The following is a 21,684-nucleotide window of genomic DNA, read 5'->3' as shown; positions in this document are numbered from 1 at the left end:
GGTGCCCTCACGCCGTCACGAGATCGCCGCCAGCACCTCGGCGAGGCGCTCGGCGGAATCGGCGATGTCCTCGGGCGCGGCCAGCGCCACCTCCGGCACGTCGGAGACCTCGATGGTGTCGAGGATCAGCATGTCGGTGGAATTGTAGTAGCGCACGCGCCAGACATCGCGCGTCGCGGTGGCGTCGATCCGGCAGTTGCCGTAGCCGCGCGAGAGGATGGTGGTTGCGCCCTCGCCCAGCGTCCGCTCGATCAGCGCCAGGTCCTCCGGCGTGTGCGGCAGCAGCGAGAGGTTGATGATGTGGGGCGCGTCGCCCGGCCGGCGGGTGGCGGAGCGGTGGGCGATCTCCACCAGCAGCGGCGGGGCGTTGAAGATGCCGGGCATGGGCTGCTCCAGAGCCGCAAGATCGACCTCCCAGCGCGCCGGGAAGGCGCGCAGCAGCGCGCCCTTCGGGAACGCGCCCACCTCCACGCGCTCGGTGCCGTCGGCGGCGCGCAGGCGCCAGACGCCGGCGAAGGTCGCCTCCTGGATCTCCACGGCGCGGCCCTCGCCCGCGACCTTCACCGCCACCTCGCCCTCGCCCAAGGTCTCGTTCACCAGCGCGCGGTTGGCGGCGTCGAGATGGGAGAGCGGGACGGTGGCGGTGGTGCCCGCCGTCCAGTCCTTCAGCGCGGCGAGGATGTCGGCGACCGCCTGGAGCGCAGGCGCGAAGCGGGCGGGGTCCTCCACCTCGGGCAGGTGGGCGGAGAAGGTGCGCATGCCCGAGGGCAGCGGCAGATATTCGAGGCCGTCGTCGGCGCCGATCTGGCTGCCGGGGCCGAAGCCGACCGGCGGCTGGGTGGCGAAGGGGCTGGAGGGCATCGCTCGGTCCTCAATGGGTCGCGGGGACGGGGGCGGCGAGGACGGCGCCGAGCCGGGCGAGATACTCATCCCAGTCGCGCATGCGGGCGACCGAACCGATGGCCTCGCCGCGCCGCACCACCACCAAAGCGGGCACTGCGAGCTGGAGCCGGTCGCGCAGCTTGGCTTCGAGCTTCGCCCCGGCCACCGCGCCGCCGATCTGCGCGGCGCCGCCGAGCGCGGCGATCAGTTCCGGCAGCACCACGGCGATGTCGGGGGTCTCCAGGTGCGTCTTGCCGTGGGCCGGCAGGAACAGGAAATGGTCGCGCCCATCGAGGCCGGCCAGCGCCTCGTCGGTCTCGACGAAGGCATAGCCGCGGTCCTCGATCAGCCGCCGCACCAAGGGGTGGAGGGCGGCAGCGGCGGCCGCGCGGGGCGCAGGAGTGTCGAGGGTGGTCATCAGGCTTCCTTTCGGCCGGCGGCGAAGGCGGCGGCGAGGTGGGGCGGCAGCGCCGGCTCGCGGTGGGCGAGGTCGGCGAAGGCGGCGTCGATCACGGCGGCGTCGGCGGTGCCCGCCATGAGCGCCGCGACGCCTTCGAGCGCGGCGGCGACGAGGCGGGCCTCCTCGGCGTCCATCAGCCGGCGCGCGGCGCCCTGGAAGACGAGGAGGTGGTCGCCGTCGGCGGCCTCCGGCACCAGCGACAGGTCGACGGTCTCGACCCGTCCGGCGGCGTCGGCGCAGCGGGCCGACAGGCCCTCCCGGGCAAGGAGGCGCATGGGGGTGCCGATGCACATGGCCGGTCAGTCCCGCGCGCCGGCAAGGACGCGCGGATCGCCGATGCGGCACGCCTCCTCCGGCGAGGGGCGGCCGGCCTCGTAGGGCGCGCGGGCCACCGCCTGGGTGATGAGGGCGTCGCGGCCTGGGGCCGGGCGCGGTGTCGGATGGACGCCGAAGTCGCGCGCCAGCACGGCCAGCACCTCGGCCGCCGCGTCGGGCACCTTGGCGGCGACGATGTCGGTGAGGCCGCCGCCGTAATCGTCCAGGAGCGCCGGCTGCACGCCCACCAGCACCATGCGGCGCGGCGTGTGCCCGCGCAGCGCGAGCAGCGCCAGGATTTCCTGGAAGCCGGTCTGGTGCAGGCTCACCTTGCGGGCGGCGAGCACGGCCGGAACGTCGCCGTCGGCGAGGATGTGGAGCGTGCCGGGGGGCAGGCCGTAATCCACGGCGTCGACGATGACGACGCCGTCGGCCTCCTCCAGATAGGGCAGCAGATAGAGGCCCTGGGTGCCGCCATCCAGCAGGCTGACGCGCTCGGGGAAGTCGTGGCCGGCGTGGAGCGCCTCCACCACCCGCACGCCGAATCCCTCGTCGGCCCACAGGATGTTGCCGATGCCGAGCACGAGTATGCGCTCGCCGTCCATGGGCGCTTTCCTCCCTCGCATTTCCTCTGGCGGTCTGCCGCCGCCTGTCTGGAAGTGCTCAATTCAAGGAGCGTGCCACCCGCGCCAGGCGGTCGGTCTCCGACCGCCGCGCGTTGATCTTGGCTGCTTGCCTGCCACCGGGCGCGTTCGACCGCCCCTCCAAGGGTCGGAAAGAACCTAATCAGATTCCGTAAAAATGGAAGATAAGCTTCCAAGTTGGGTACGCGCCGGCATCGGCATGGCCTGCCTTCGGTCCGGCCAAAAGAAAAGGCCCGCCGGGCGGCGGGCCTTATCCCTCGATGCGAGAACACGGAAACCGCGTTCTCTCCCAATACTTTAGAGGGCGATTGCCCGATCAAATCGTTTCAATTCGCTCGGGCCGCGTTCCGGGACGGCCGAGGTGGCCGGTCCGTGGATTTGGGGCCTATTTGGCGAGGCCCATGTCCTTGAGCACCTCGCCCGCGCCCTTGTCGTCCTTGGCCATGAAGGCCTTCAGGTCGGCGGCATTCATGTAGACCGCGCCGAAGCCGCGGTTCTTCATGAAGCCCTGGAACTCGCTGCTCTCGAAGATCTTCTTGAAGGCGGCCTCGTACTTCTGCGCGATGTCCGCCGGCATGCCCTTGGGCCCGACCATGGCGCGCCACAGGCCGAGGGTCCATTCGGAGTTCACCGCCTCCTTCAGGGTCGGCACGTCGGGCGCCACCGGCGAGCGCTTGTCGTCCATGTAGGCGAGGGTGCGCACGCGCCCGGCCTTGGTCAGCGCGTCGGCCTCCGGCAGCGAGCAGGAGACGAACTCGATGCCGCCGCCGGCGAGGTCGGTCAGCGAGGTCGCGGCGCCGGTCGCCGGCACCCACGTGACGGTGCTCGGATTGATGCCGAGCGAACGCAGCATGCCCGCCATGGCGAGATGCCAGCCGCCGCCCTGCCCGGCGCCCGAAGAGGTGATCTTGCCGGGATTGGCCTTGATGGCCGCGATCAGGTCCGCCATCGTCTTGTACTTGGAATCGGCCTTCACGTGGATGGCGGCGGGGTCCACGTTCATCAGCGCCAGCGGCGTGAAGCCCTCATAGGTGAGGTCGGTGAGGCCGACCCAGTGCATCATGCTGATCTCCAGCGTGATGAGGCCGATCGTGTAGCCGTCGGGCTTGGCCTGGGCGATCGCCGTGTGGCCGACGACGCCGCTGCCGCCGGTGCGGTTCACCACGTTCACCGGCTGGCCGAAGTCCTTCTCCAGCAGCGCGGCGATCATGCGGGACACCGAGTCGGTCCCGCCTCCCGCCGCCCACGGAACGATCAGCGTGATCGGACGATCGGGGAACGCGGCCGTGGCCGGCGCCGGCCCGGCCAGTCCGCCGAGCGCGGCCACGGCAAGGCTGCACAGCAATATCTTCCAGCGCTTGAGCATGGGGTTCCTCTCTATTTGGTGTTCTTTGTATTGATGGCGCACCGCAACAAGAATACGGCGGGAGCAACAATAACAGCCGTTGACGTGCATAGCCGTCACAGGGGTTGTGCCCATACGGCACAGCGCGCGCCGCGACAGCGCGCGCAAGCGCCGGCGCGCGTCCGGCGCCGGGGTCGGCGTGACCGGTCGGCGGGTTCGGGCGGGCGATGCGAAGGCGTGCGCGCGGCGCCTCAGGCGACGCGGTGCGCGACCGGCGACGCGGGCCGGCGGGCCGGCTCCTGCGGCACGCGCAGGGTATAGCGGCCGAGCTTCTCGATCAGGAAGTCGACGAAGCAGCGGATGCGGGCCGGCATGTGCTTCTGCGGGAAGAACACCGCGTAGACGCCCATGGTGTCGTTCGGATGGAAGTCCTCCAGCAGCGGCACCAGCCGGCCGTCGCGCAGGTCATCGTCGATCATGAAGTTGGCGAGCCGGGCGATGCCGAGCCCCGCCACCGCCAGTTCGTGCAGCGTGTCGCCCTTGTCGGCGCGGAAATTGCCTTGCACCGGCAGGGTGAAGGACCGCCCGTCCTCGATGAAGGGCCATTCGTTGAGGCTCATCTTCAGATTGAAGGCGAGGCAATTGTGGGCCGAAAGGTCGGCAGGGCGCGCCGGCATTCCGTGGCGCGCGAGATAGTCCGGCGCGGCCACGACGATGCGGCGGAAGTCGAAGATCTTGCGCGCCCGAAGCGAGGAGTTCTGCAGCGGGCTGATGCGCACCGCCACGTCGGCGCTGCTCTCGATCAGATCGAGCACCTCGTCGCTGGTCGACAGATCAAGCTCGATCTCGGGGTAGCGCGCGAGGAACTCGGGAAGGATCGGCAGCAAATGACGGCGCGCGATCGGGACCGAGGAATTGACCCGCAGCCGGCCGTGCGGAACGTTGCGGCGGGCGAGCAGCGTGCGTTCCAGTTCGTCGATCTCGTTCACGATGCGCAGGCAGTCGAGATAATAGACCTGCCCCTCCGCCGTCAGCCGGATCGAGCGCGTGGAGCGATCGAGGAGCTGCACGCCGAGCCGGTCCTCCAGCCGTCCGACCGCCTTGCTGACCGCCGAGGGCGTGATGGTCAAAGCGCGGGCGGCGCTCGAAAAGCTGCCGAGGGCCACGGCCCGCACGAACAGCTCCATCTCCCCCGATTTGTCGGCCATTCTTTATTTCCCGATTTGTTTCCCGCCCTGTGACCGGCACGCACAAATCCTATGCCGTCGCCGGGTCTTCAGCAATCCGCGCGCGGCGCCGATAGTGAAGCCAGTGCGCAAACTTGGGCTGGAGTTTATGTCGATGCGGATTTTCGTCACCGGTGCGACCGGGTACATTGGCGGCTCGATCGCCGCCAGGCTGGTGGCGCGCGGGCACGAGGTGGTCGGCCTGACGCGGAGCGCTGAGAGCGCCGCGCGTCTGCGCGAGACCGGCGTCACCCCGGTGGTCGGCTCGCTCGTCGCCCTCGGCACGCTGGCCGAGGTCGCCTCCGGCGTGGACGCGGTCATCAACGCCGCGAATTCGGACGATCCGTTCGTGGTCGAGGCCATCCTCCCGGTGCTCGAAGGCACCGGCAAGTCGTTCATCCACACCAGCGGGTCGAGCATCATCGCCGATCGCGGCGGCGGCGAGCGCAGCGATCTGGTGTTCAACGAGGACACCCCGTTCGTCGCGCTGCCGGAGCGCCAGGGCCGCGCCGCCGTCGAGCGCCTCGTGCTGTCCTACGGCCAGCGCGGCGTGCGGAGCGTGGTGGTGCGCCCGACCCTCATCTACGGCCAGGGCGCCGGCCTTCACAAAAGCTCGATCCAGGTGCCGCGCATGCTCGATCTGGCCCTCGCCAAGGGCAAGGCGCTGCACATCGGCAAGGGCGAGAACGTCTGGTCGAACGTCCACATCGACGACGTGGTCGACCTGTATCTGCTCGCCCTGGAGATGGCGCCGCCCGGATCGCTGTTCTTCGCCGAGAATGGCGAGTGCAGCATGCGCACCATCGCCGAAGCCATCAGCCGGCTGCTCGGCCATGGCGGACGCACCGAGAGCTGGCCCATGGAGGAGGCGCTGAAGGACTGGGGCATCTCGGCCCAGGCCACCTTCGCCTCCAACAGCCGCGTCAGCGCGCAGAAGGCCCGCGCCATGCTGGGGTGGAACCCGAAGGGGCCGGGCCTGGTGGAGGACGTGGAGCACGGCTCCTACCGCGCTCTGCTGGTGGCGGAAGGCAAGCTGCCGGCGTGAGCGGCGCCGGGGCGTGCCGGGCTCCCGCTCCGGCGCGTCCCGGCGGCGTCTCCGCCCGGCGCGCCTCAGCCGCCCGTGCCGTCGAAGGCGACGAGGCGCAGCCGCGCCGCGCCCGCGCGCACCGCGCGCGCCGCACGATATTCGGGCGAATCGTACCAGCCGCGAGCCAGATCCAGGGACGGAAACTGGAGCAGCGTCAGCTTCTGTGGCGTCCAGTCGCCTTCGAGCGGGACCGCGTCGGCGCCCCGCGCCGCATAGAGACCCTGGTGCGCCTTCACGGCGGCGGCGCCGAGCGGACGGTAGGCCTGGAATGCCTCGGCGTCGCTCACCTCCATGGGCTCAACGATCACATAGGCGACCATGGCGTCAGACCTCGATGGTGGGGAATTCGGCCGGCGAGGTGATCTCGATCAGTTCGAGGTCGTCGGAGCAGGCGAGCGTGATGTGCGGCATCTGCGAGGGCTGGTGAACGCAGTCGCCGGCATGCACGGTGATGACGCCGCCTTCTTCGCACTCGAACTTGAACCAGCCCTTCAGCATGTAGAACATCTGGAATTCGAGCTCGTGCTTGTGGCGCTTGAAGCCGCCCTCGCGCGCCTCCTTGGCGCGGATGACATGGGCGCCGAAGCGCCCGCCGGTCGCCGCCGCGATGCCGAGATCGCGGTACTCGAAGTGGGACCACAGACCCTGCGGCTCGAACTTTCCGTCCTTGGCGAAGGAGACGTGGAACTTGAAGGGGTCGGAGGACATCGCGGATGGTTCCCGATCTGGTCGGTGGGTGGCCGCGGCGCGGTGCGCGCGGCGGGGGCCGGCGGCCGCGGCAAGGCTACCAAATGCGGCCGCGCGCGGGGGCCGCCCCACCGGCACATGGCTTGTGACCAATATTCCCGATGCGCGCCGCCGCGCCGCCTTAAGGTCGGCCGAAGGGCACGATCCGGGAGGCGCGGTTGACGGGCACGATCCATGGCGGGTGGGACGGCGGGGAGGACGCGCTTGCGCTGATCGACGCCCATCATCATTTGTGGGACCTCTCGGACAGGTCCTATCCCTGGCTGTGCGACAAGATCGAGCCAGCCTTCTTCCTGGGCGACTATGCGGCGATCCGGCGCGACTACCTGCCCGACGACTATCGCCGCGACGCCGCCGGCCACCGGGTGGTCGCCACCGTCCACTGCGAGGCGGAATGGCGCCGCGACGATCCGGTCGCGGAAACCCGCTGGGTGAGCGGCGTGAGCGCGCGCCACGGCTTTCCCAATGCCATCGTCGCCCATGCCTGGCTCGACACGCCCGACGCCGATGAGGTGCTGGCCGCGCAGGCCGCCTTCCCGCTGGTGCGCGGCATCCGCTCGAAGCCGGTGACATCGCCTGCGCCCGGCGCCATGGTGCCCGGCGCGCCCGGCACCATGCAGGACCGGCGCTGGCTCGACGGCTTCGCGCGGCTCGGCGTGCACGGTCTGTCCTACGACCTGCGGGTGCCGTTCTGGCATCTGGCGGAGGCGGCGGAGGTGGCGCGCGCGTTTCCCGGCACCCCCATCGCGCTCAATCACACCGGCCTGCCGCTCGACCGCAGCGAGGAGGGCCTGGCCCTCTGGCGGCGCGGCATGGAGGCGCTGGCGCGCGCGCCCAACGTGCACGTGAAGGTGTCCGAGTTCGGCCTGCCGGGGACCGCCTGGGACTATGAGGCGAACCGCCGCGTGGTGCTTGAGGCGATCGCCATCTTCGGCATCGAGCGGTGCATGTTCGCGAGCAACTTCCCCGTGGCCGGGCTGCGCATCTCCTACGATGCGCTGGTCCGGTCCATGGCGCGGATGCTCGCGCACCTGCCGCGCGCGGACCAGGCGCGGTTCTTCGCCGGCAATGCGGCCGACTTCTACCGCATCGCCCTCCCGGCCGCCGCCTGAGGCGGCCGGGGCGCGGCCTCAGGTTTCGGCCGAGCTGAGCCGGCGCGAGCGCTGGAGCGCCCAGCCGATGACCGGCCAGGCGACGCACAGGAGCGTGATGCTCGCCAGCGCCAGCGCCACCGGCCGGTTGAAGAACGGCAGGATGCTTCCGCCCGACTTGATGAGCGAGGCGACGAACGACTGCTCCACGAGCGTGCCCATGACGATGCCGAGCACCATGGCGGCGATCGGGAATCCGTACCGCTGGAGGATGAAGCCGATGCACCCGAACGCCGCCGCGACGATCACCCCGAAGGTGGAGTTGGTGATGGCGAAGGTGCCCACGGCGCAGCACAGGATGACGATCGGCATGACGATGGAATAGGGCACCCGCAGCACCTTGCTCGACATGCGGATGACCATGATGCCGAGCGGGATCATGAGCAGGTTGGCGATGAAGAAGATGAAGTAGAGCGCATACATGGAGGGCGCGTTGTTGGTGAACAGCGTCGGGCCCGGATTGAGCCCCTTCATGTACAGCACGCCGATGGCGATGGCGGTGATGGTGTCGCCGGGGATGCCGAACAGCAGCGCCGGCACCCAGGCGCCCGCCAGGCTCGAATTGTTGCTGGCGCCGGCCTCGATCAGGCCCTCGGGATGGCCCGTTCCGAACTTCTTCGGCTCGCGCGAGAACCGCTTGGCGATGGCGTAGGAGATCCAGGCCGCCATGTCGGCGCCCGCGCCCGGCAGCACCCCGACGATGATGCCGACGACGCTGCCGCGCGACCAGCTCTTCGGAAATTCGAGGGTCAGCTTCCACTGGTTGGCGAGGATGCTGCCGAACCGGCGCTTGGGCAGCGGCGGCGGCGCCTGGTCCAGCATGAAGCGCATCACTTCGGAGACCGCGAACATGCCCACCATGGCGGCGATCACGTCGACCCCGCCCATGAGGTCGGTCATGCCGAAGGTGAAGCGCGGCGTGCCGCCGGGATTGTCGATGCCGATGCAGGACACCAGCAGGCCGAAGAACATCGAGGCCAGCGCTTTCACCGGCGACGAGCGGGCGACGATGGTGGCGCACATCAGGCCGAGGCAGGCCATCCAGAAGTATTCGAAGGTGGAGAAGCTGAGCGCGAACTCGGCGAGCGCCGGCGCGATCACCAGCAGCGCGACGGTGCCGATGATGCCGCCGATGGCGCTGAACCACAGGCCGATGCCGAGCGCCATCTCCGGCTGCCCCTTGCGGGTGTAGGCATAGGCTTCGTCGGTATAGGCGGCGGAGGCGGGCGTGCCGGGAATGCGCAGCAGCGCGCCGGGGATGTCGCCGGAAAAGATCGCCATCGCCGAGGCGGAAATGATCGCCGCGATGGCCGCGATCGGCGACAGGTAGAAGGTGACGGGCACGAGGAGCGCCGTCGCCATGGTCGCCGTCAGGCCGGGCAGGGCGCCCACCACCATGCCGTAGAGCGACGACAGCAGGATCGCGAGGATGACGTCGGGCTGGGCGACGAGCGCGAAGGCTTGCGTGAGGTTCGACACGGGTTCGCCTCCCTACCAGGGCATGGGCAGAAGTCCCGGCGGAAGCGGGACGCGGAGCAGGTCGGCGAAGGCGAAGTGGACCGCCGGCGGCGCCAGCAGCGCCACCAGGACTGCGCTGCGCCAGGGCGCGCCGAGCGCGCGGCACAGCGTCAGGGCGATGATCGCCGCGGTCGGCACGAAGCCGAGGCTGTCGGCGGCGAGCGCATAGAAGATCAGCAGCCCGGGCGGGACCAGGACCCGCAGGGCATGAAGCGGCCCGTGCCGGACCTGTGTCGGCGCCGGAGTTGCGCCCGCCTGTGCGCCAACCTGGGCGCCGATCTGGGCTGCGGCCTGGGCGCCGACATGGACGGCGGCGTGCGCGGCCACGTCGGCCTCGATCTCCTGCTCGTAGCGCCGGCCCACGCCGAGCGCGATCAGCATGCCGCACAGGAACAGGCCGCCGCCCGTCACCATGGGGAAGACGTTGGGGCCGACATTCTGTCCCGGCACCGGCGGAAGGAGCGAGCCGCCGTAGAAGGCAGCGGCGCCGATCGCGGCCGTGGCGGCCCCGACGATTCGATAAGACTGGAGCATTGCGCCATCCCTGATCGCATGATGTGCCGGCAGCGGCTGCGCCGTCGGGCAGCGGGTCGTCTCGGGGCGGGTCAGCCGCGCCCGCACGCGCGCCGCGGGCAGGGCCACCGGCGTGCGCCGGGCGCCCGGCGGTGCCGGTCGTGCCACCCCGCGCGGGGCTCCCGGAGGACTGAATGGCGCATGGGACCCTCCCGCTCTGTCATTCTTGTCCCGTCCTCAAAGGGGCGGTTGTGAAGAACCATCATTCTTGCATGCAAAAATGTGGGTGGGAAGCCTCTTTTGCCGCTGCCGGGAGCCGGATGGCCCCGCCGGCCATTCACTTTGCAGCGCAAGGAAACGCTGCTGCAGCGCGGGGCCATGGCCCGGCCGCGAGGCCGGACGATGCAGCGGAAAGGCCAATTTTTGTATGCAACATAGGGTGATACCGGAGGTGGCAAGGTCCGGCCGGCGTCGCACGGCTGGCCCGCCTCAGCGGCCGCTCCATTCCGGCTTGCGCTTCTCCAGGAAGGCGCGCACGCCATGCTGGAAGTCGGCGCTGCCGTAGGCGGCACGCACGAGGTCCTCGCCATCCGCGGTCGTCGCGGCAAGGATGCGGGCCACCGCCTCCTTTCCCACGCGCAGGGTGACCGGTGCGTGGGAGGCGATGCGCTCCAGAAGCGCCTCGGCGCGCGCGCCGATCTCGTCCGGCGCCACGACGGCGCTGAGGAACCCGGCCGTCAGCGCCTCATCGGCGTCGAGCAAATCGGCGAACATCAGCATGCGCTTCACGCGCCCCACGCCGAACTCGGCGATCAGGCGGCCATAGACCGCGGGCGTCAGGCAATTGCCCAGGGTGCGCGCGATCGGAATGCCGAAGCGGGACGCGGGGGTGGCGATGCGCAGGTCGCAGGCGGCGGCGATGGCGAGGCCGCCGCCCACGCACCAGCCCTCGATCACCGCCAGCGTCGGCATGGGCAGGCGCTCCACCGCGCCGATGAAGCGCGCCACCTTCTCCTCATAGGCGAGGCCGTCCTCGGCCCCTGTGAAGTCCGCGAACTGGGCGATGTCGGTGCCGGCGATGAAGGCCTTGCCTCCGGTGGCCGAGAACATCACGGCGCGAACGCTGTCCTCGCCGGCGATCTGCGCGCAGATCTCCGCGAGGCGCTCATACATGGTCCAGGTCATGGCGTTGTGGGCGTGCGGGCGGTCGAACACGACCCGCGCGATGGCGCCGTCGCGCCGGTAGTGGACCGAGCCCTGGTCGTCCGCGGCCGGCGCGCTCATGGCACCGGCGCTCCCGCCGGCGCTGCGGCCGGCGTGTCCTGCGGCTCGGACATTCCGAGCTCGGCGAGGATTTCGCCGGTGTGCTCCCCCAGCAGTGGCGGCGGGCGCCGCAACTGCTGGGGCGTGTCGCTCAGCTTCACCGGGAAGCCCAGAAGCTTGATCGTCCCCTCGACGGGATGCTCCATCTCCACCACCAGATCGCGGGCCTTGGCCTGCTCGCTCGCAAGCGACTGGGCATAAGTGTAGATCGGCGCTGCCGGCACGCCGGCGGCGAGCAGCGCGTCGGCCCATTCCTCGGCGGTGCGGGTCGCGAACACCTGCTCGATCTCGGCGATCAGTTCGTGCCGGTTCGCGAGGCGGTCGGCATTGGTGGCGAAGCGCGGGTCCGCGGCGAGGTCGGGCCGCTCCATCACCCCGCACAGGCTCAGCCAGAGCTTCTGGTTCGCGGCGCCGACGACCAGGTAGCCGTCCTTCGCCTGCACCGCCTGATAGGGCGCGCTCATGCGGTTGGCGCTGCCGATCGGGCTCGGCACGTGGCCGGTGCCGAAATATTCCGCCGTCTCCCAGATGGAGAGCGCCGCGGCGGTCTCGTAGAGCGAGGCGTCGATATACTGCCCCCGCCCGGTGGCGTCCCGGCCGATGATCGCGCTCAGGATGGCGTAGACCGCGAACATGCCGGCGCCGAGATCGGCGATGGGCACGGTGTTCTTCACCGGCGGCAGTCCGGGCAGGCCGGTGGCGCTCATGACGCCCGACATGGCCTGAGCGATGAGGTCGAATCCCGGCCGGTGCGCCCAAGGCCCGGTCTGGCCGAAGCCGGAAATGCTCGCATAGACGAGGCGCGGATTGATGGCCGCAAGGGTCGGATAGTCGATCTTGAGGCGCGCGGTCACGCCCGGCCGGTTGTTCTCCACCAGGATGTCGGCGGTGCGCACAAGCGCGTAGAACACGTCGCGCCCGCGCTCGGTCTTCAGGTCGAGGGCGACGCTGCGCTTGTTGCGGTTGAGCGCGAGAAAGCCGCCGCTGTCGGCGCCCTTCAGGCGGAAGCCCATGGCGCGGCGCGTCTGGTCGCCGACCTCGGGCGGCTCCACCTTGATCACGTCGGCGCCCATGTCGGCTAGCAGCATGCAGCAGAACGGGCCTGCCATCACCTGGCTGACATCGAGCACGCGCAGCCGCTGGAGCGGCTGAGGCCCCGCCGGGGCCTGGGACGGCGCGGATGCGGCGGTGCTCATCGCAGACTCCTTGCGCTCACGGCTGCGCCTGTCGAAGCCATCATGGCGTCCTCCGCGGCGGCCGGGTCGGGAAACCGATGGACTTCGCCCGGCGCCTTAGCATCGAGATTGCATACAAGATTTTGATCGTCAAGGCCGGACCGCGCCGGCGCGCGCCCGGCCCCGTGTTGCCAGCGGCCTGTCGCGTGCTTAACTAGGCCGCAGCGAGGAGGCGGCATGTTGGACGAGGCGAGCGCGCCCGGTGCGGAGGCGCCGGCAGGCGGCAGAAGGCGCGGCCAGCTTCACAGCGCCGCCGTGGAGGCGCTGCGCGGCATGATCGTGTCGAGCCGGCTTCCCCCCGGTGCGCCGCTGCGGGAAAAGGATCTGTGCTCCGAACTCGGGATTTCCCGCACGCCCCTGCGCGAGGCGATCCGCACGCTCGCGAGCGAGGGGCTGGTCCGGCTCTCGCCCAACCGCAGCGCGGTCGTCACCGAGATCGACGTGGACGAGACGCGGGACCTGCTGGAGACCATCGGCCATCTGGAGGCGCTGGGCGGGCGCCTCGCCTGCGCCCGCGCCAGCGAAGCCGAGGTGCGCGAGATCCACGCCATGCACTACCGCATGATATCGTTCTATTTCGAGAACGATTTCACCAATTATCTGGACCTCAACCGCCGCATCCATCGCACCATCGTCAGCGCGGCCCGCAATGCCTCGCTGCTCGAACTTTGGGACATCCTGGCGCCCCAGGTGGACCGCGCCCGCTCCATGACCAAGCTCTATCCCGAGCGATGGAAGTCGGCCGTGGCCGAGCACCAGGCCATGGTGGACGCCCTCGCCGCGCGCGACGGCGCGGCGTTGTCGGAGGTCATGAGCCAGCACTATCTGAACGGCCTCGCGGTGCTGGGCATGCCCCCTCCGCCCGACCTCGGCTAGGGCGTTGCCGACCGCATTGCATACAAAATGGGGTGCTGCTATCCCTGCCGGTACCAGGGCGCGGAACGCGCGGGCGCCATCCTTCCGATCGCCTCGCCCGCCGTCCGACGGCAGCGGCTCGCGCGCCGGCAAGACCAGGATTAGGGGAGACGTGCCCATGGCGATCATCAACTACATCACCACCGTGCAATTCGATTTCGGCGCGCTGGCGCTGGCGCCGCAGGAATGCGCGCGGCTCGGCATCACGCGGCCGCTCATCGTCACCGATGCGGGCGTGCGCGCCGCCGGCCTCGTGGACCGTCTCGCGCTGCTGTTTCCCGAGCCCTCCGCGCTGAAGGTGTTCGACGCCACCCCGCCCAACCCCACCGAGGCGGCGGTCCGCGCCGGCGTCGCGGCCTACAAGGACGGCGGCTGCGACGGCATCATCGCCATCGGCGGCGGCTCGCCCATCGACCTCGCCAAGGGCGTCGCCCTGCTCGCCACGCACGCCGGGGATCTGCTGCCCTACACCGCCATCGAGGGCGGCGTCGCGCGAATCACGCCCGCTGTGGCGCCGCTGATCGCCATCCCCACCACCGCCGGCACTGGCAGCGAGGTGGGGCGCGGCGCCATCATCATCGTCGATGACGGGCGCAAGCTCGGCTTCCTCTCGCCGTATCTGGTGCCGAAGCTCGCCATCTGCGACCCCGAGCTGACCCTCGGCCTGCCGCCGCGCCTCACCGCCGCCACCGGCATGGACGCCATCTCGCACTGCATCGAGACCTTCCTCGCCTCCGCCTTCAACCCGCCGGCCGACGGCATCGCGCTCGACGGCCTCGCCCGCGGCTGGGCGCATATCGAGACGGCGGTGAAGAACGGCGCCGACCGCGAGGCGCGCAAGCACATGCTGGCGGCCTCCATGCAGGGGGCGATGGCGTTCCAGAAGGGGCTCGGCTGCGTCCACAGCCTCAGCCACGCCATCGGCGGGCTCGATCCGCGCACCCATCACGGCACGCTCAACGCCATCCTGCTTCCGGTGGTGCTGGCGTTCAACGCCGAGGCGCCGAGCGTGAAGGCGGAGAACCGCATGGCCCGCATCGCCGGCGCCATCGGCGTCGCCGACCCGGCGTCGCTGCCCGACGCGGTGCGTGCGCTCAACCGGCGCATCGGCCTGCCGGAGGGCCTCGCCGCCATCGGCGTCGGCGCCGAGATGTTCCCGCAGATCATCGAGCGCGCGCTCGCCGACCACACCCACAAGACCAATCCGCGCGAGGCCAGCCCCGCCGACTACGAGGCCATGCTGCGCGCCTCGCTCTGACGGGCCGCCGGTCGCCGGCCGGATGCGGGCCCCGGAAGAGGGAGCCTTTCCTGGGCCGCGGTGAGACGGGGAAGCGGGCGCGGCGACGCGCCCGCTGCGGCATGGCGCAGGCCCGCGGGGCCTCGCGTTTCAAGCTGCGGCGCGGTCGTCGCGCGCCGGGGCAGCCCGGACGGCGCGACGCGGTATGGCCTGCGTTCGCTAATTATGACAGTATGGCGACGGCTCCGGGGGCGGGGTGTCGGGCATTGGCGCGGCGGTCGGGCCGCTGCGCAATCAGCCCGGAGATTCCCCATTGCCCGAGGACTACCAGCCGTTCGTGCGCGGCATTCTGCGCGTCGCGCTCTATGCCGGCATCACCGCCTTCCTGTTCCTGCTCATGTATGTGGATGCCGTGACCACCGGCACGTTCGGCGAGACGTCGCTGGTGGAGATCGCCCAGTCGGTCACCCTCTTCGTCATCACCGCGATCTTCGTTTCCTGCGCGCTCAGGATTTCCGCGCTCACACGCTCGGCCTGGCTGCTCGCCACCTTCGTCGCCGCCTCGCTGATCCGCGAGAACGACATCTGGCTCGACATGCTGCATGAGGAGGGCTGGCAGATCGCCGTCACGCCGGTGATCGCCGCGGGCCTGTTCTACACCTTCAGGCACCGCGCGGCCTTCCTCGCCGAGCAGAAGGCGTTCACCGAGAGCACGGCGTTCGGCCTGTTCGTCGGCTCGCTGCTGACGACCTATGTGTTCTCCCGCCTGTTCGGCATGGGCCGCTTCTGGCAGGCCGTGATGCAGGACGACTATCTGCGCCCCATCAAGGACATGAGCGAGGAGTGCCTGGAGCTGTTCGGCTACGGCCTGATGCTGTGCGCGGCGATCGAGTTCGTGGCGCTCGCCCGGCGCCTCGCCGCAGAGACCGGGCGCCCCGCCTTGGCGCCCCGCGCCGCCTGAGGCAAACGACCGGCCGGGCGCCCTGACGCCCGGCCGGTCGACTGCTCATTCCGGATCGTCGTCCTTGAAGGAACGGTAGCCCGAGGTCATGGCCGAGACCATGGACTGGCGCGACATGATGTCCTCGCGGATCACCGAATAGACGTGGATGATGACGAACAGGATGATCGCCCACATGCCGAGGTGATGCAGCGTGTGCACCTGCATGGAGCCGCCGAGCAGCGGGATCACCCAGCCGAACATCACGTCCTGCCACGAGCCCGGCCCGGCGCCCTCCGAATAGAGGGCGAAGCCGGTGACGATCATGAAGGCGAGGCCCACCACCATGACCCAGAACATGAAGAACTGGGCCAGCGGGTTGTGGCCCACGAACTTCAGCGGCCGGGGCTTCAGGAACGCATACCACTGGATCTCGGTGAAGCAGCCGCGCCAGAAGTCCTTGCGCCAGAAGCGGAAGGTGAACAGCTCGCGCGACCACTGGTTGCCCATGAACGCCCACGCGATACGCCCCAAGAAGGCGACCGCGAGGATGTAGCCCGCCGAGAAGTGCACGAACCGGATGGTGCCCATCAGATAGTGCGCGCTCGCTTCGCCCGACAGCGTCGGGAACGGCGATCCGATGAAGTAGCCGGTGACGCACAGCACGACGATAGAGAGCGCGTTCACCCAGTGCCACAGGCGCACCGGCGCCTCGTAGACATAGACGGTGGTGAGCTTGCGCCCGCCTGCCGCGGCCTTGGCGACGGCATCGGCGCCGGGCTTCGGGCGGGCGGGGGCCGCGGGCGCGGCGGGGAGGGAGGCGTCGGTCATTTTCGCCTCCCTAGCGCACGGTGACGCGGGCGAGTTCCTCGCCCTCTGGGGACATGACGTGGGTGGAGCAGGCGAGGCACGGGTCGAAGGAGTGGAGGGTGCGCAGGATCTCCACCGGCTCCTCGGGGCGCTGCATGGGCGTGTTCATGAGGGAGGCCTCGAACGCGCCGATATTGCCCTTGGGATCGCGCGGCCCGCCGTTCCAGGTGGTGGGCACCACGCACTGGTAGTTCTCGATCCGCCCGTCCTTGATCTTGATCCAGTGGCCGAGACCGCCGCGCGGCGCGGCCACGGTGCCGACGCCCTTGGCCTCCTTCGGCCAGGTGGCGGGGTCCCATTTCTCCATGTTGGCGGTGGAGGTGTCGCCGGCCTTGATGTTGGCGATGAGGTGGTCGAAATCGTCCAGCATCATCTTGGCGCAATAATGCGCCTCCAGCGCCCGGGCGAGCGTGCGGCCGATGGTGGTCGGCAGCGCCTGCTTGGGCGTCAGGTTCGTGCCGGCCAGCGTGTTGAACGTGCCGAGCGCCTCGTCCACCTGCCCCTTCACATAATCGACGCCCTGGGCATAAGCGAGGATGTAGCGGGCGAGCGGGCCCACCTCCACCGCATTGCCCTTCCAGCGCGGCGCCTTGATCCAGGAATACTTGGCGTTCTCGTCCACCGCCTCGATATTGGTGCGGGTGCCCTTGGCGGCGGGGCCGAGCTTGTACTGCGGGTCGGTGACGCCGTCCCACGGGTGCAGGCCCTTGTCGTTGTTGCCCTCGCCGTAGGTGTACCAGGAGTGCGCCACGAACTCCTGCACCTGCGCCGGGTCGCGCGGGTCGATGGGGTGCACCTCGTCCCACTTGCCGTTGAGGATCACGCCGCCGGGCAGGCGCTCGCTCTTCTTCTGGCCCTGGATGGCTTCGTAGTCGCCATAGTCCATGACGTTCTGGCCGGAAATGCCGCCGCCATAGAGCCACCCCTTATAGAAAGAGGCGATGGCGATCACGTCAGGCACATAGACGTTCTTGGAGAACTCGAAGGCTTCCTGAAGCTTCAGCTTCACGAAGTTCAGCCGCTCCATGTTGAGCGGGGCGCCGGCGGCCATGTCGCCGTTCATGTTGATGGCGCAGGGCACGCCGCCCACCAGATAGTTCGGATGCGGATTCTTACCGCCGAAGATGGTGTGGACCTTTACGATCTCCTTCTGGAAGTCGAGCGCCTCCAGATAGTGCGTCACCGCGAGGAGGTCGGCTTCCGGCGGCAGCAGATAGGCCGGGTTGTCCCAATAGCCGTTCTTGAAGATGCCGAGCTGGCCGCTCTCCACGAACTTCTTCAGCCTATTCTGCACGTCGCGGAAATAGCCCGGCGACGACATGGGATGGGCCGAGATGGACTGCTGGAGAACGCTGGTGGCCTTCGGGTCCGCCTTCAGCGCATTCACCGGGTTCACCCAGTCGAGCGCGTGCAAGTGATAGAAGTGGACCACATGGTCGTGCCACTGCAGCACCTTGGCCATGATCTCGCGGATCAGGAAGGCGTTGTTCGGGATCTTGATGGCGAGCGCGTCTTCCACCGCGCGCACGGAGGTCAGCGCATGACAGCCGGTGCACACGCCGCAGATGCGCTCCACGAACGCCCAGGCGTCGCGCGGGTCACGGCCCTTGAGGATCACCTCCAGCCCGCGCCACATGGTGCCGGTGGAGACCGCGTTGCGGATGACGTTGTTGGCGTCCACGTTCACCTCGCAGCGCATGTGGCCTTCGATGCGGGTGACCGGATCGACGACGATGCGCTTGCCGGAGGTGTCGAGGGAAAAGCCGTTCGGCGTCTGGATGGTCACTGCTCGCCTCCCTTACCGGCGCCGTTGTCCGTGCCGTTGTCCGTGTTCTTGTGTTGCGCGCGCTTGAGGGCGGAGATCGCGGCATGCGCCGCGACGCCCGCGCCCACGACGCCGGCGGCCACCAGGCCCACCTGGTCGGCATTGGCTTCCACGCCGAAGCCCGAGCCCTTGAGGTCGGCGAGGCGCGCGTACCACGAGCCCTTGTCCCAGAAGCCGTCTTCCGAGCAGCCGATGCAGCCGTGGCCGGCCTGGATGGGGAAGGAGACGCCGTCGTTCCAACGCACCGTGGAGCAGGCGTTGTAGGTGGTGGGGCCCTTGCAGCCGACCTTGTAGAGGCAGTAGCCCTTGCGCGCGCCCTCGTCGTCGAAGTGCTCCACATACTGGCCGGCGTCGAAGTGCGGCCGGCGGTAGCACTTGTCGTGGATGCGCTGGGAATAGAACATCAGCGGCCGGCCCTGGCGGTCGAGCGCGGGCAACTGGCCGAAGGTGAGCATGTAGGTGATGACGCCGGTCATCACCTCGGCGATGGGCGGGCAGCCCGGCACCTTGATGATCGGCTTGTCGAAGATCACCTCGTGCACCGGGGTGGCGCGCGTCGGGTTCGGCCGCGCCGCCTGCACGCAGCCATAGGAGGCGCAGGAGCCCCAGGAGATGATGGCCTTGGCGTCCTTGGCCACCTTCTTCAGCTGGTCGACGAACGGCTTGCCGCCGATGATGCAATACATGCCATCCTCGTTCAGCGGCGGGTTGCCCTCCACCGCGAGGATGTAGTTGCCCTTGTACTTGGTCATCACCTCGTCGAGGATCGCTTCCGCCTGATGGCCGGCGGAGGCCATGAGGGTGTCGTCATAGTCGAGCGAGATCATGGAGAGCACCACATCCTTCACCAGAGGATGGGCGGAGCGGATGAAGCTCTCCGAGCAGCAGGTGCATTCCAGCCCATGCAGCCACAGCACCGGGGTGCGCGGCTTGGTCTCCATGGCCATGGCGATCTGCGGCGCGAACTCCGGCCCGAGGCCGAGGGCCGCCGCCGTGAGCGAGCAGTATTTCAGGAACGAACGGCGCGTGATGCCCTGCCGCCGCATGACCTCATAGAACGTCTCGAGGGCCATAAAGGCGTCCCCCCTTGGCTGACTTGTCCTCCCCGCCGGCGTCGAGGCCGGGGGATTGGAACCGTTTCAGCAAGGGGTGTGCCAGAGAGGGAGGGTGTGGGATTTCAGGGGGTTGGGGGTTGTGCGCTGCGGCGGGGGTGGATGGGGGGTGAGCGGTTTGGGGGGGAGGTGGAAAGGGGGTTGCCGGGACGTGGTCCATGTTGGTGAGAATCGAAGGCAGCCAACAACCGATCAGCGTTCGATTCCGAAAAATCAATCAACCTTATACTCATGCGAAAAAAGCGCATGCGATCTTTTTATTACCATCAAGAATGTTAGTATAAAATGACTGTAAAAAAATATCGAAATTGCTGCGGTTATACTATTATTAATTTCCAAAGCATAAAATACTAAGAATGCGGCCAATGCGATGCAGCTTAGGGCTGTCATATAAGATATATTGGAATTCAGTTCAGTCAGTATGATTCTTTTATTTTCTCGTTTCTCGCGCACCCGCTCTTCATCTCTATCACTTTCTTCGCGCCTCCATTCACGTTGATAAATGGAAAATATCGCTACTTGTATATTTAGCAAAAGAGCTAAAAATATTCCATAAAATGTTATAGATAGATTATAATAATCGGACTTCATTGTGATCGAGAAATAAAAAGATAAAAGTGATAATACTATAGGAAGTCCATAAAATAGTACAAAATCAAACAAACTTTTACTATTTGATTCATAATCATAAAATGTATTTATATGATCTCTAAATATAATGTATATATTTATTTTCATCGTTTAGCTCCATAAATTGATTTATATATGGAGTCGAGGATTGATTTTGTTTCATTTTTCATTGAATCAAATGTTGGGTGGCCATTTATCCCCCTTTTTACCTGTCCTGTTAAGTCAATAACTCCTGCATCGCCATGGGCGCCAAATAATCCAATCTTTCTCAATTTATTTCCGACTCTGACTTCGGCGTATGCCTCTGAAAATTCAACGCCATCATAAATAAGCGCACTTTCTTCAGATTTCTTAAAGCGAGAATAGACGTCTGATAGAGCACCGAGGCTACTTTTTCTTTTTGCTGATATTGAAATCTCAAAATCGACAAGACTCGTTCCGTCTGTCTCTATGTATGTATCAGTAATATCGTTTCCAGCATTTCTTTTTATAAGTTTTATATTTTTGACAGGAGCTGTATTGTATACAGATCCCCTCGAGTCACTAGGAAGTAGTTTTTTGAACGTGAGTATATTATTAGTTTTCTTTTCGAAATCTTCCTGTATATCAGAAAATAAAATATTTATACAAGAACGCCCCTGAAAAGATTGGAAGGCTGCAAGCGCGGTTCGATTGTCGTTAGAGGTCCAAAACTCAAAATAAAGTGGTATTTCTTCTACATCGGTTACAGATCTTTTGTATTTTTTGGCTTTTGTTTTTCCATCAACAAAATTGCTTTCAAACCCAAAGGTCCCATAATGTATATATCCCCGGCAGCATCCCGGCTTAGTTTCCTCCATCTTTTCGAAATACCAGCTTCGTTCGGCTGAGTCTTTCTTGTTTTGTGTTTTGTTTTGATTAACGAAAGAGGCTATGTATGATGGGACGTCGATGCCCGACTTTTTATCGACTAGAGGCAATGGAGTAGCGTCCCTGCGGGGATGAGCCCCGATCTTATAAACTCTGAGCCCAATTGCGCTGACCATAATGCCGCCCTGGTAAGCAGGTTCGATTCAGGGTTGGAATAATTGCTCGGATGCAACCTGCCTGCAAGGCCCTCCCCCTGCCATATAGCGAGTGGGAGGTTGGCGGTGGACGAGCCACGCGCCAACTCAGGCCATGTCCGGAAGGATCGAGCCCCAACGAGCCCGGTCTCGGGTCTTCGTCCGACGCCTCGCTCCCATTCCCCCCATTGCGCCTGCATCCGCTGCCGATGGATGCTCCGGTCAAGCCGGAGCATGACGGCGGTGCGGGTTTTCTGCGTTCCGCTGCCCCCTCACCGCCGTCGCCCTCCGGCTTGACCGGAGGGCCCATCTGGCGGCCGGGCGCGATGCGGGGAGGTTGCTTGGATGCTCCGGTCAAGCCGGAGCATGACGTGGTGCGGGTTTTCTGCGTTCCGCTGCCCCCTCACCGCCGTCGCCCTCCGGCTTGACCGGAGGGCCCATCCGGCGGCCGGGCGGGAGGCGGGGAGGGGGCGTGGATGCTCCGGTCGAGCCGGAGCATGACGGTGGTGCGGGTTTTCTGCGTTCCGCTGCCCCCCTCACCGCCGTCGCCCTCCGGCTTGACCGGAGGGCCCATCCGGCGGCCGGGCGGGAGGCGGGGAGGGGGCGTGGATGCTCCGGTCGAGCCGGAGCATGACGGCGGTGCGGGTTTTCTGCGTTCCGCTGCCC

21 protein-coding genes are annotated in these 21,684 nt (G+C 67.2%); 5 read left to right on the top strand and 16 right to left on the bottom strand.

The features are described from left to right. Nucleotides 1–15: 15 nt before the first annotated feature. The 6 genes from D9R14_RS08865 to D9R14_RS08840 form a co-directional block, all read right to left on the bottom strand. Complete coding sequence (locus D9R14_RS08865; RefSeq protein WP_121622971.1) at nt 16–861, bottom strand: hydrogenase expression/formation protein; 846 nt, start codon at nt 859–861, stop codon at nt 16–18. 10 nt (nt 862–871) lie between these two features. Continuing rightward, complete coding sequence (locus D9R14_RS08860) at nt 872–1,300, bottom strand: thioredoxin domain-containing protein (RefSeq protein ID WP_121622970.1); 429 nt, start codon at nt 1,298–1,300, stop codon at nt 872–874. Then, complete coding sequence (locus tag D9R14_RS08855; protein ID WP_121622969.1) at nt 1,300–1,635, bottom strand: HypC/HybG/HupF family hydrogenase formation chaperone; 336 nt, start codon at nt 1,633–1,635, stop codon at nt 1,300–1,302. The genes D9R14_RS08860 and D9R14_RS08855 overlap by 1 nt, the downstream gene beginning before the upstream one ends. 6 nt (nt 1,636–1,641) lie before the next feature. Beyond that, a complete protein-coding gene (locus D9R14_RS08850) occupies nt 1,642–2,262 on the bottom strand; it encodes a HyaD/HybD family hydrogenase maturation endopeptidase (protein ID WP_121622968.1) in 621 nt (206 codons plus the stop codon). A 424-nt stretch (nt 2,263–2,686) separates the two neighbouring features. Continuing rightward, nucleotides 2,687–3,667: a Bug family tripartite tricarboxylate transporter substrate binding protein gene (locus D9R14_RS08845; protein ID WP_121622967.1), complete on the bottom strand. Its 981-nt coding sequence runs from the start codon at nt 3,665–3,667 to the stop codon at nt 2,687–2,689. A 230-nt stretch (nt 3,668–3,897) separates the two neighbouring features. After that, nucleotides 3,898–4,854: a LysR family transcriptional regulator gene (locus D9R14_RS08840; protein ID WP_121622966.1), complete on the bottom strand. Its 957-nt coding sequence runs from the start codon at nt 4,852–4,854 to the stop codon at nt 3,898–3,900. A gap of 127 nt (nt 4,855–4,981) precedes the next feature. On the opposite strand from D9R14_RS08840, the gene D9R14_RS08835 reads away from it, so the two are divergent. Next, nucleotides 4,982–5,917: an NAD-dependent epimerase/dehydratase family protein gene (locus D9R14_RS08835; protein ID WP_210210829.1), complete on the top strand. Its 936-nt coding sequence runs from the start codon at nt 4,982–4,984 to the stop codon at nt 5,915–5,917. Between the two features lie 65 nt (nt 5,918–5,982). On the opposite strand, the gene D9R14_RS08830 is transcribed toward D9R14_RS08835, so the two are convergent. Then, nucleotides 5,983–6,279 (bottom strand): DUF1330 domain-containing protein, encoded by a 297-nt coding sequence (locus tag D9R14_RS08830; RefSeq protein WP_121622965.1) that lies wholly within the window; start codon nt 6,277–6,279, stop codon nt 5,983–5,985. Nucleotides 6,280–6,283: 4 nt separating this feature from the next. Beyond that, on the bottom strand, nt 6,284–6,667 hold the full coding sequence (locus D9R14_RS08825) for a cupin domain-containing protein (RefSeq protein WP_121622964.1): 384 nt from the start codon (nt 6,665–6,667) through the stop codon (nt 6,284–6,286). 197 nt (nt 6,668–6,864) lie between these two features. Between D9R14_RS08825 and D9R14_RS08820 the strand changes: the two genes are divergently transcribed. Beyond that, nucleotides 6,865–7,818: an amidohydrolase family protein gene (locus tag D9R14_RS08820; RefSeq protein WP_121622963.1), complete on the top strand. Its 954-nt coding sequence runs from the start codon at nt 6,865–6,867 to the stop codon at nt 7,816–7,818. Nucleotides 7,819–7,836: 18 nt separating this feature from the next. On the opposite strand, the gene D9R14_RS08815 is transcribed toward D9R14_RS08820, so the two are convergent. From D9R14_RS08815 to D9R14_RS08800, 4 genes are all read right to left on the bottom strand, one after another. Continuing rightward, entirely contained in the window at nt 7,837–9,336 is a 1,500-nt protein-coding gene (locus tag D9R14_RS08815) for a tripartite tricarboxylate transporter permease (RefSeq protein ID WP_121622962.1), read from the bottom strand. A gap of 12 nt (nt 9,337–9,348) precedes the next feature. Continuing rightward, nucleotides 9,349–9,909 (bottom strand): tripartite tricarboxylate transporter TctB family protein, encoded by a 561-nt coding sequence (locus D9R14_RS08810; protein WP_121622961.1) that lies wholly within the window; start codon nt 9,907–9,909, stop codon nt 9,349–9,351. A 468-nt stretch (nt 9,910–10,377) separates the two neighbouring features. Then, a complete protein-coding gene (locus tag D9R14_RS08805; protein WP_121622960.1) occupies nt 10,378–11,172 on the bottom strand; it encodes an enoyl-CoA hydratase/isomerase family protein in 795 nt (264 codons plus the stop codon). Next, nucleotides 11,169–12,407 carry a CaiB/BaiF CoA transferase family protein gene (locus D9R14_RS08800; protein ID WP_121622959.1) on the bottom strand — a complete coding sequence of 413 codons (1,239 nt, stop codon included), beginning with the start codon at nt 12,405–12,407 and terminating at the stop codon, nt 11,169–11,171. Before D9R14_RS08800 ends, D9R14_RS08805 begins: the two co-directional genes overlap by 4 nt. Nucleotides 12,408–12,623: 216 nt before the next feature. Between D9R14_RS08800 and D9R14_RS08795 the strand changes: the two genes are divergently transcribed. From D9R14_RS08795 to D9R14_RS08785, 3 genes are all read left to right on the top strand, one after another. Beyond that, a complete protein-coding gene (locus D9R14_RS08795) occupies nt 12,624–13,322 on the top strand; it encodes a GntR family transcriptional regulator (RefSeq protein ID WP_121622958.1) in 699 nt (232 codons plus the stop codon). 157 nt (nt 13,323–13,479) lie between these two features. Then, nucleotides 13,480–14,619, top strand: coding sequence for a 4-hydroxybutyrate dehydrogenase (gbd, locus tag D9R14_RS08790; RefSeq protein ID WP_121622957.1), 1,140 nt, complete (start codon nt 13,480–13,482; stop codon nt 14,617–14,619). Between the two features lie 292 nt (nt 14,620–14,911). Continuing rightward, a complete protein-coding gene (locus D9R14_RS08785; protein ID WP_121622956.1) occupies nt 14,912–15,559 on the top strand; it encodes a hypothetical protein in 648 nt (215 codons plus the stop codon). Nucleotides 15,560–15,604: 45 nt separating this feature from the next. Here the strand turns inward: D9R14_RS08785 and cybH are convergent, their stop codons facing one another. From cybH to D9R14_RS22890, 4 genes are all read right to left on the bottom strand, one after another. Beyond that, on the bottom strand, nt 15,605–16,369 hold the full coding sequence (gene cybH / locus D9R14_RS08780; RefSeq protein WP_121622955.1) for a Ni/Fe-hydrogenase, b-type cytochrome subunit: 765 nt from the start codon (nt 16,367–16,369) through the stop codon (nt 15,605–15,607). A gap of 10 nt (nt 16,370–16,379) precedes the next feature. Then, nucleotides 16,380–18,194, bottom strand: coding sequence for a nickel-dependent hydrogenase large subunit (locus D9R14_RS08775; protein ID WP_121622954.1), 1,815 nt, complete (start codon nt 18,192–18,194; stop codon nt 16,380–16,382). Further along, complete coding sequence (locus D9R14_RS08770; protein WP_121622953.1) at nt 18,191–19,306, bottom strand: hydrogenase small subunit; 1,116 nt, start codon at nt 19,304–19,306, stop codon at nt 18,191–18,193. The genes D9R14_RS08775 and D9R14_RS08770 overlap by 4 nt, the downstream gene beginning before the upstream one ends. Before the next feature lie 773 nt (nt 19,307–20,079). Beyond that, nucleotides 20,080–21,000, bottom strand: coding sequence for a hypothetical protein (locus tag D9R14_RS22890; RefSeq protein WP_147452992.1), 921 nt, complete (start codon nt 20,998–21,000; stop codon nt 20,080–20,082). Between the last annotated feature and the right edge of the window lie 684 nt (nt 21,001–21,684).

This window comes from Xanthobacter tagetidis, assembly GCF_003667445.1.
Lineage (GTDB): Bacteria > Pseudomonadota > Alphaproteobacteria > Rhizobiales > Xanthobacteraceae > Xanthobacter > Xanthobacter tagetidis.
This window is presented reverse-complemented; position numbering and strand designations above follow the sequence as displayed.

What these genes read in the sequence shown, in the direction of transcription:
- D9R14_RS08865 (WP_121622971.1), bottom strand. Translation starts at nt 861, where the DNA reads ATGCCCTCCAGCCCCTTCGCCACCCAGCCGCCGGTCGGCTTCGGCCCC.
- D9R14_RS08860 (WP_121622970.1), bottom strand. Translation starts at nt 1,300, where the DNA reads ATGACCACCCTCGACACTCCTGCGCCCCGCGCGGCCGCCGCTGCCGCC.
- D9R14_RS08855 (WP_121622969.1), bottom strand. Translation starts at nt 1,635, where the DNA reads ATGTGCATCGGCACCCCCATGCGCCTCCTTGCCCGGGAGGGCCTGTCG.
- D9R14_RS08850 (WP_121622968.1), bottom strand. Translation starts at nt 2,262, where the DNA reads ATGGACGGCGAGCGCATACTCGTGCTCGGCATCGGCAACATCCTGTGG.
- D9R14_RS08845 (WP_121622967.1), bottom strand. Translation starts at nt 3,667, where the DNA reads ATGCTCAAGCGCTGGAAGATATTGCTGTGCAGCCTTGCCGTGGCCGCG.
- D9R14_RS08840 (WP_121622966.1), bottom strand. Translation starts at nt 4,854, where the DNA reads ATGGCCGACAAATCGGGGGAGATGGAGCTGTTCGTGCGGGCCGTGGCC.
- D9R14_RS08835 (WP_210210829.1), top strand. Translation starts at nt 4,982, where the DNA reads ATGTCGATGCGGATTTTCGTCACCGGTGCGACCGGGTACATTGGCGGC.
- D9R14_RS08830 (WP_121622965.1), bottom strand. Translation starts at nt 6,279, where the DNA reads ATGGTCGCCTATGTGATCGTTGAGCCCATGGAGGTGAGCGACGCCGAG.
- D9R14_RS08825 (WP_121622964.1), bottom strand. Translation starts at nt 6,667, where the DNA reads ATGTCCTCCGACCCCTTCAAGTTCCACGTCTCCTTCGCCAAGGACGGA.
- D9R14_RS08810 (WP_121622961.1), bottom strand. Translation starts at nt 9,909, where the DNA reads ATGCTCCAGTCTTATCGAATCGTCGGGGCCGCCACGGCCGCGATCGGC.
- D9R14_RS08805 (WP_121622960.1), bottom strand. Translation starts at nt 11,172, where the DNA reads ATGAGCGCGCCGGCCGCGGACGACCAGGGCTCGGTCCACTACCGGCGC.
- D9R14_RS08800 (WP_121622959.1), bottom strand. Translation starts at nt 12,407, where the DNA reads ATGAGCACCGCCGCATCCGCGCCGTCCCAGGCCCCGGCGGGGCCTCAG.
- D9R14_RS08795 (WP_121622958.1), top strand. Translation starts at nt 12,624, where the DNA reads ATGTTGGACGAGGCGAGCGCGCCCGGTGCGGAGGCGCCGGCAGGCGGC.
- gbd (WP_121622957.1), top strand. Translation starts at nt 13,480, where the DNA reads ATGGCGATCATCAACTACATCACCACCGTGCAATTCGATTTCGGCGCG.
- cybH (WP_121622955.1), bottom strand. Translation starts at nt 16,369, where the DNA reads ATGACCGACGCCTCCCTCCCCGCCGCGCCCGCGGCCCCCGCCCGCCCG.
- D9R14_RS08770 (WP_121622953.1), bottom strand. Translation starts at nt 19,306, where the DNA reads ATGGCCCTCGAGACGTTCTATGAGGTCATGCGGCGGCAGGGCATCACG.
- D9R14_RS22890 (WP_147452992.1), bottom strand. Translation starts at nt 21,000, where the DNA reads ATGGTCAGCGCAATTGGGCTCAGAGTTTATAAGATCGGGGCTCATCCC.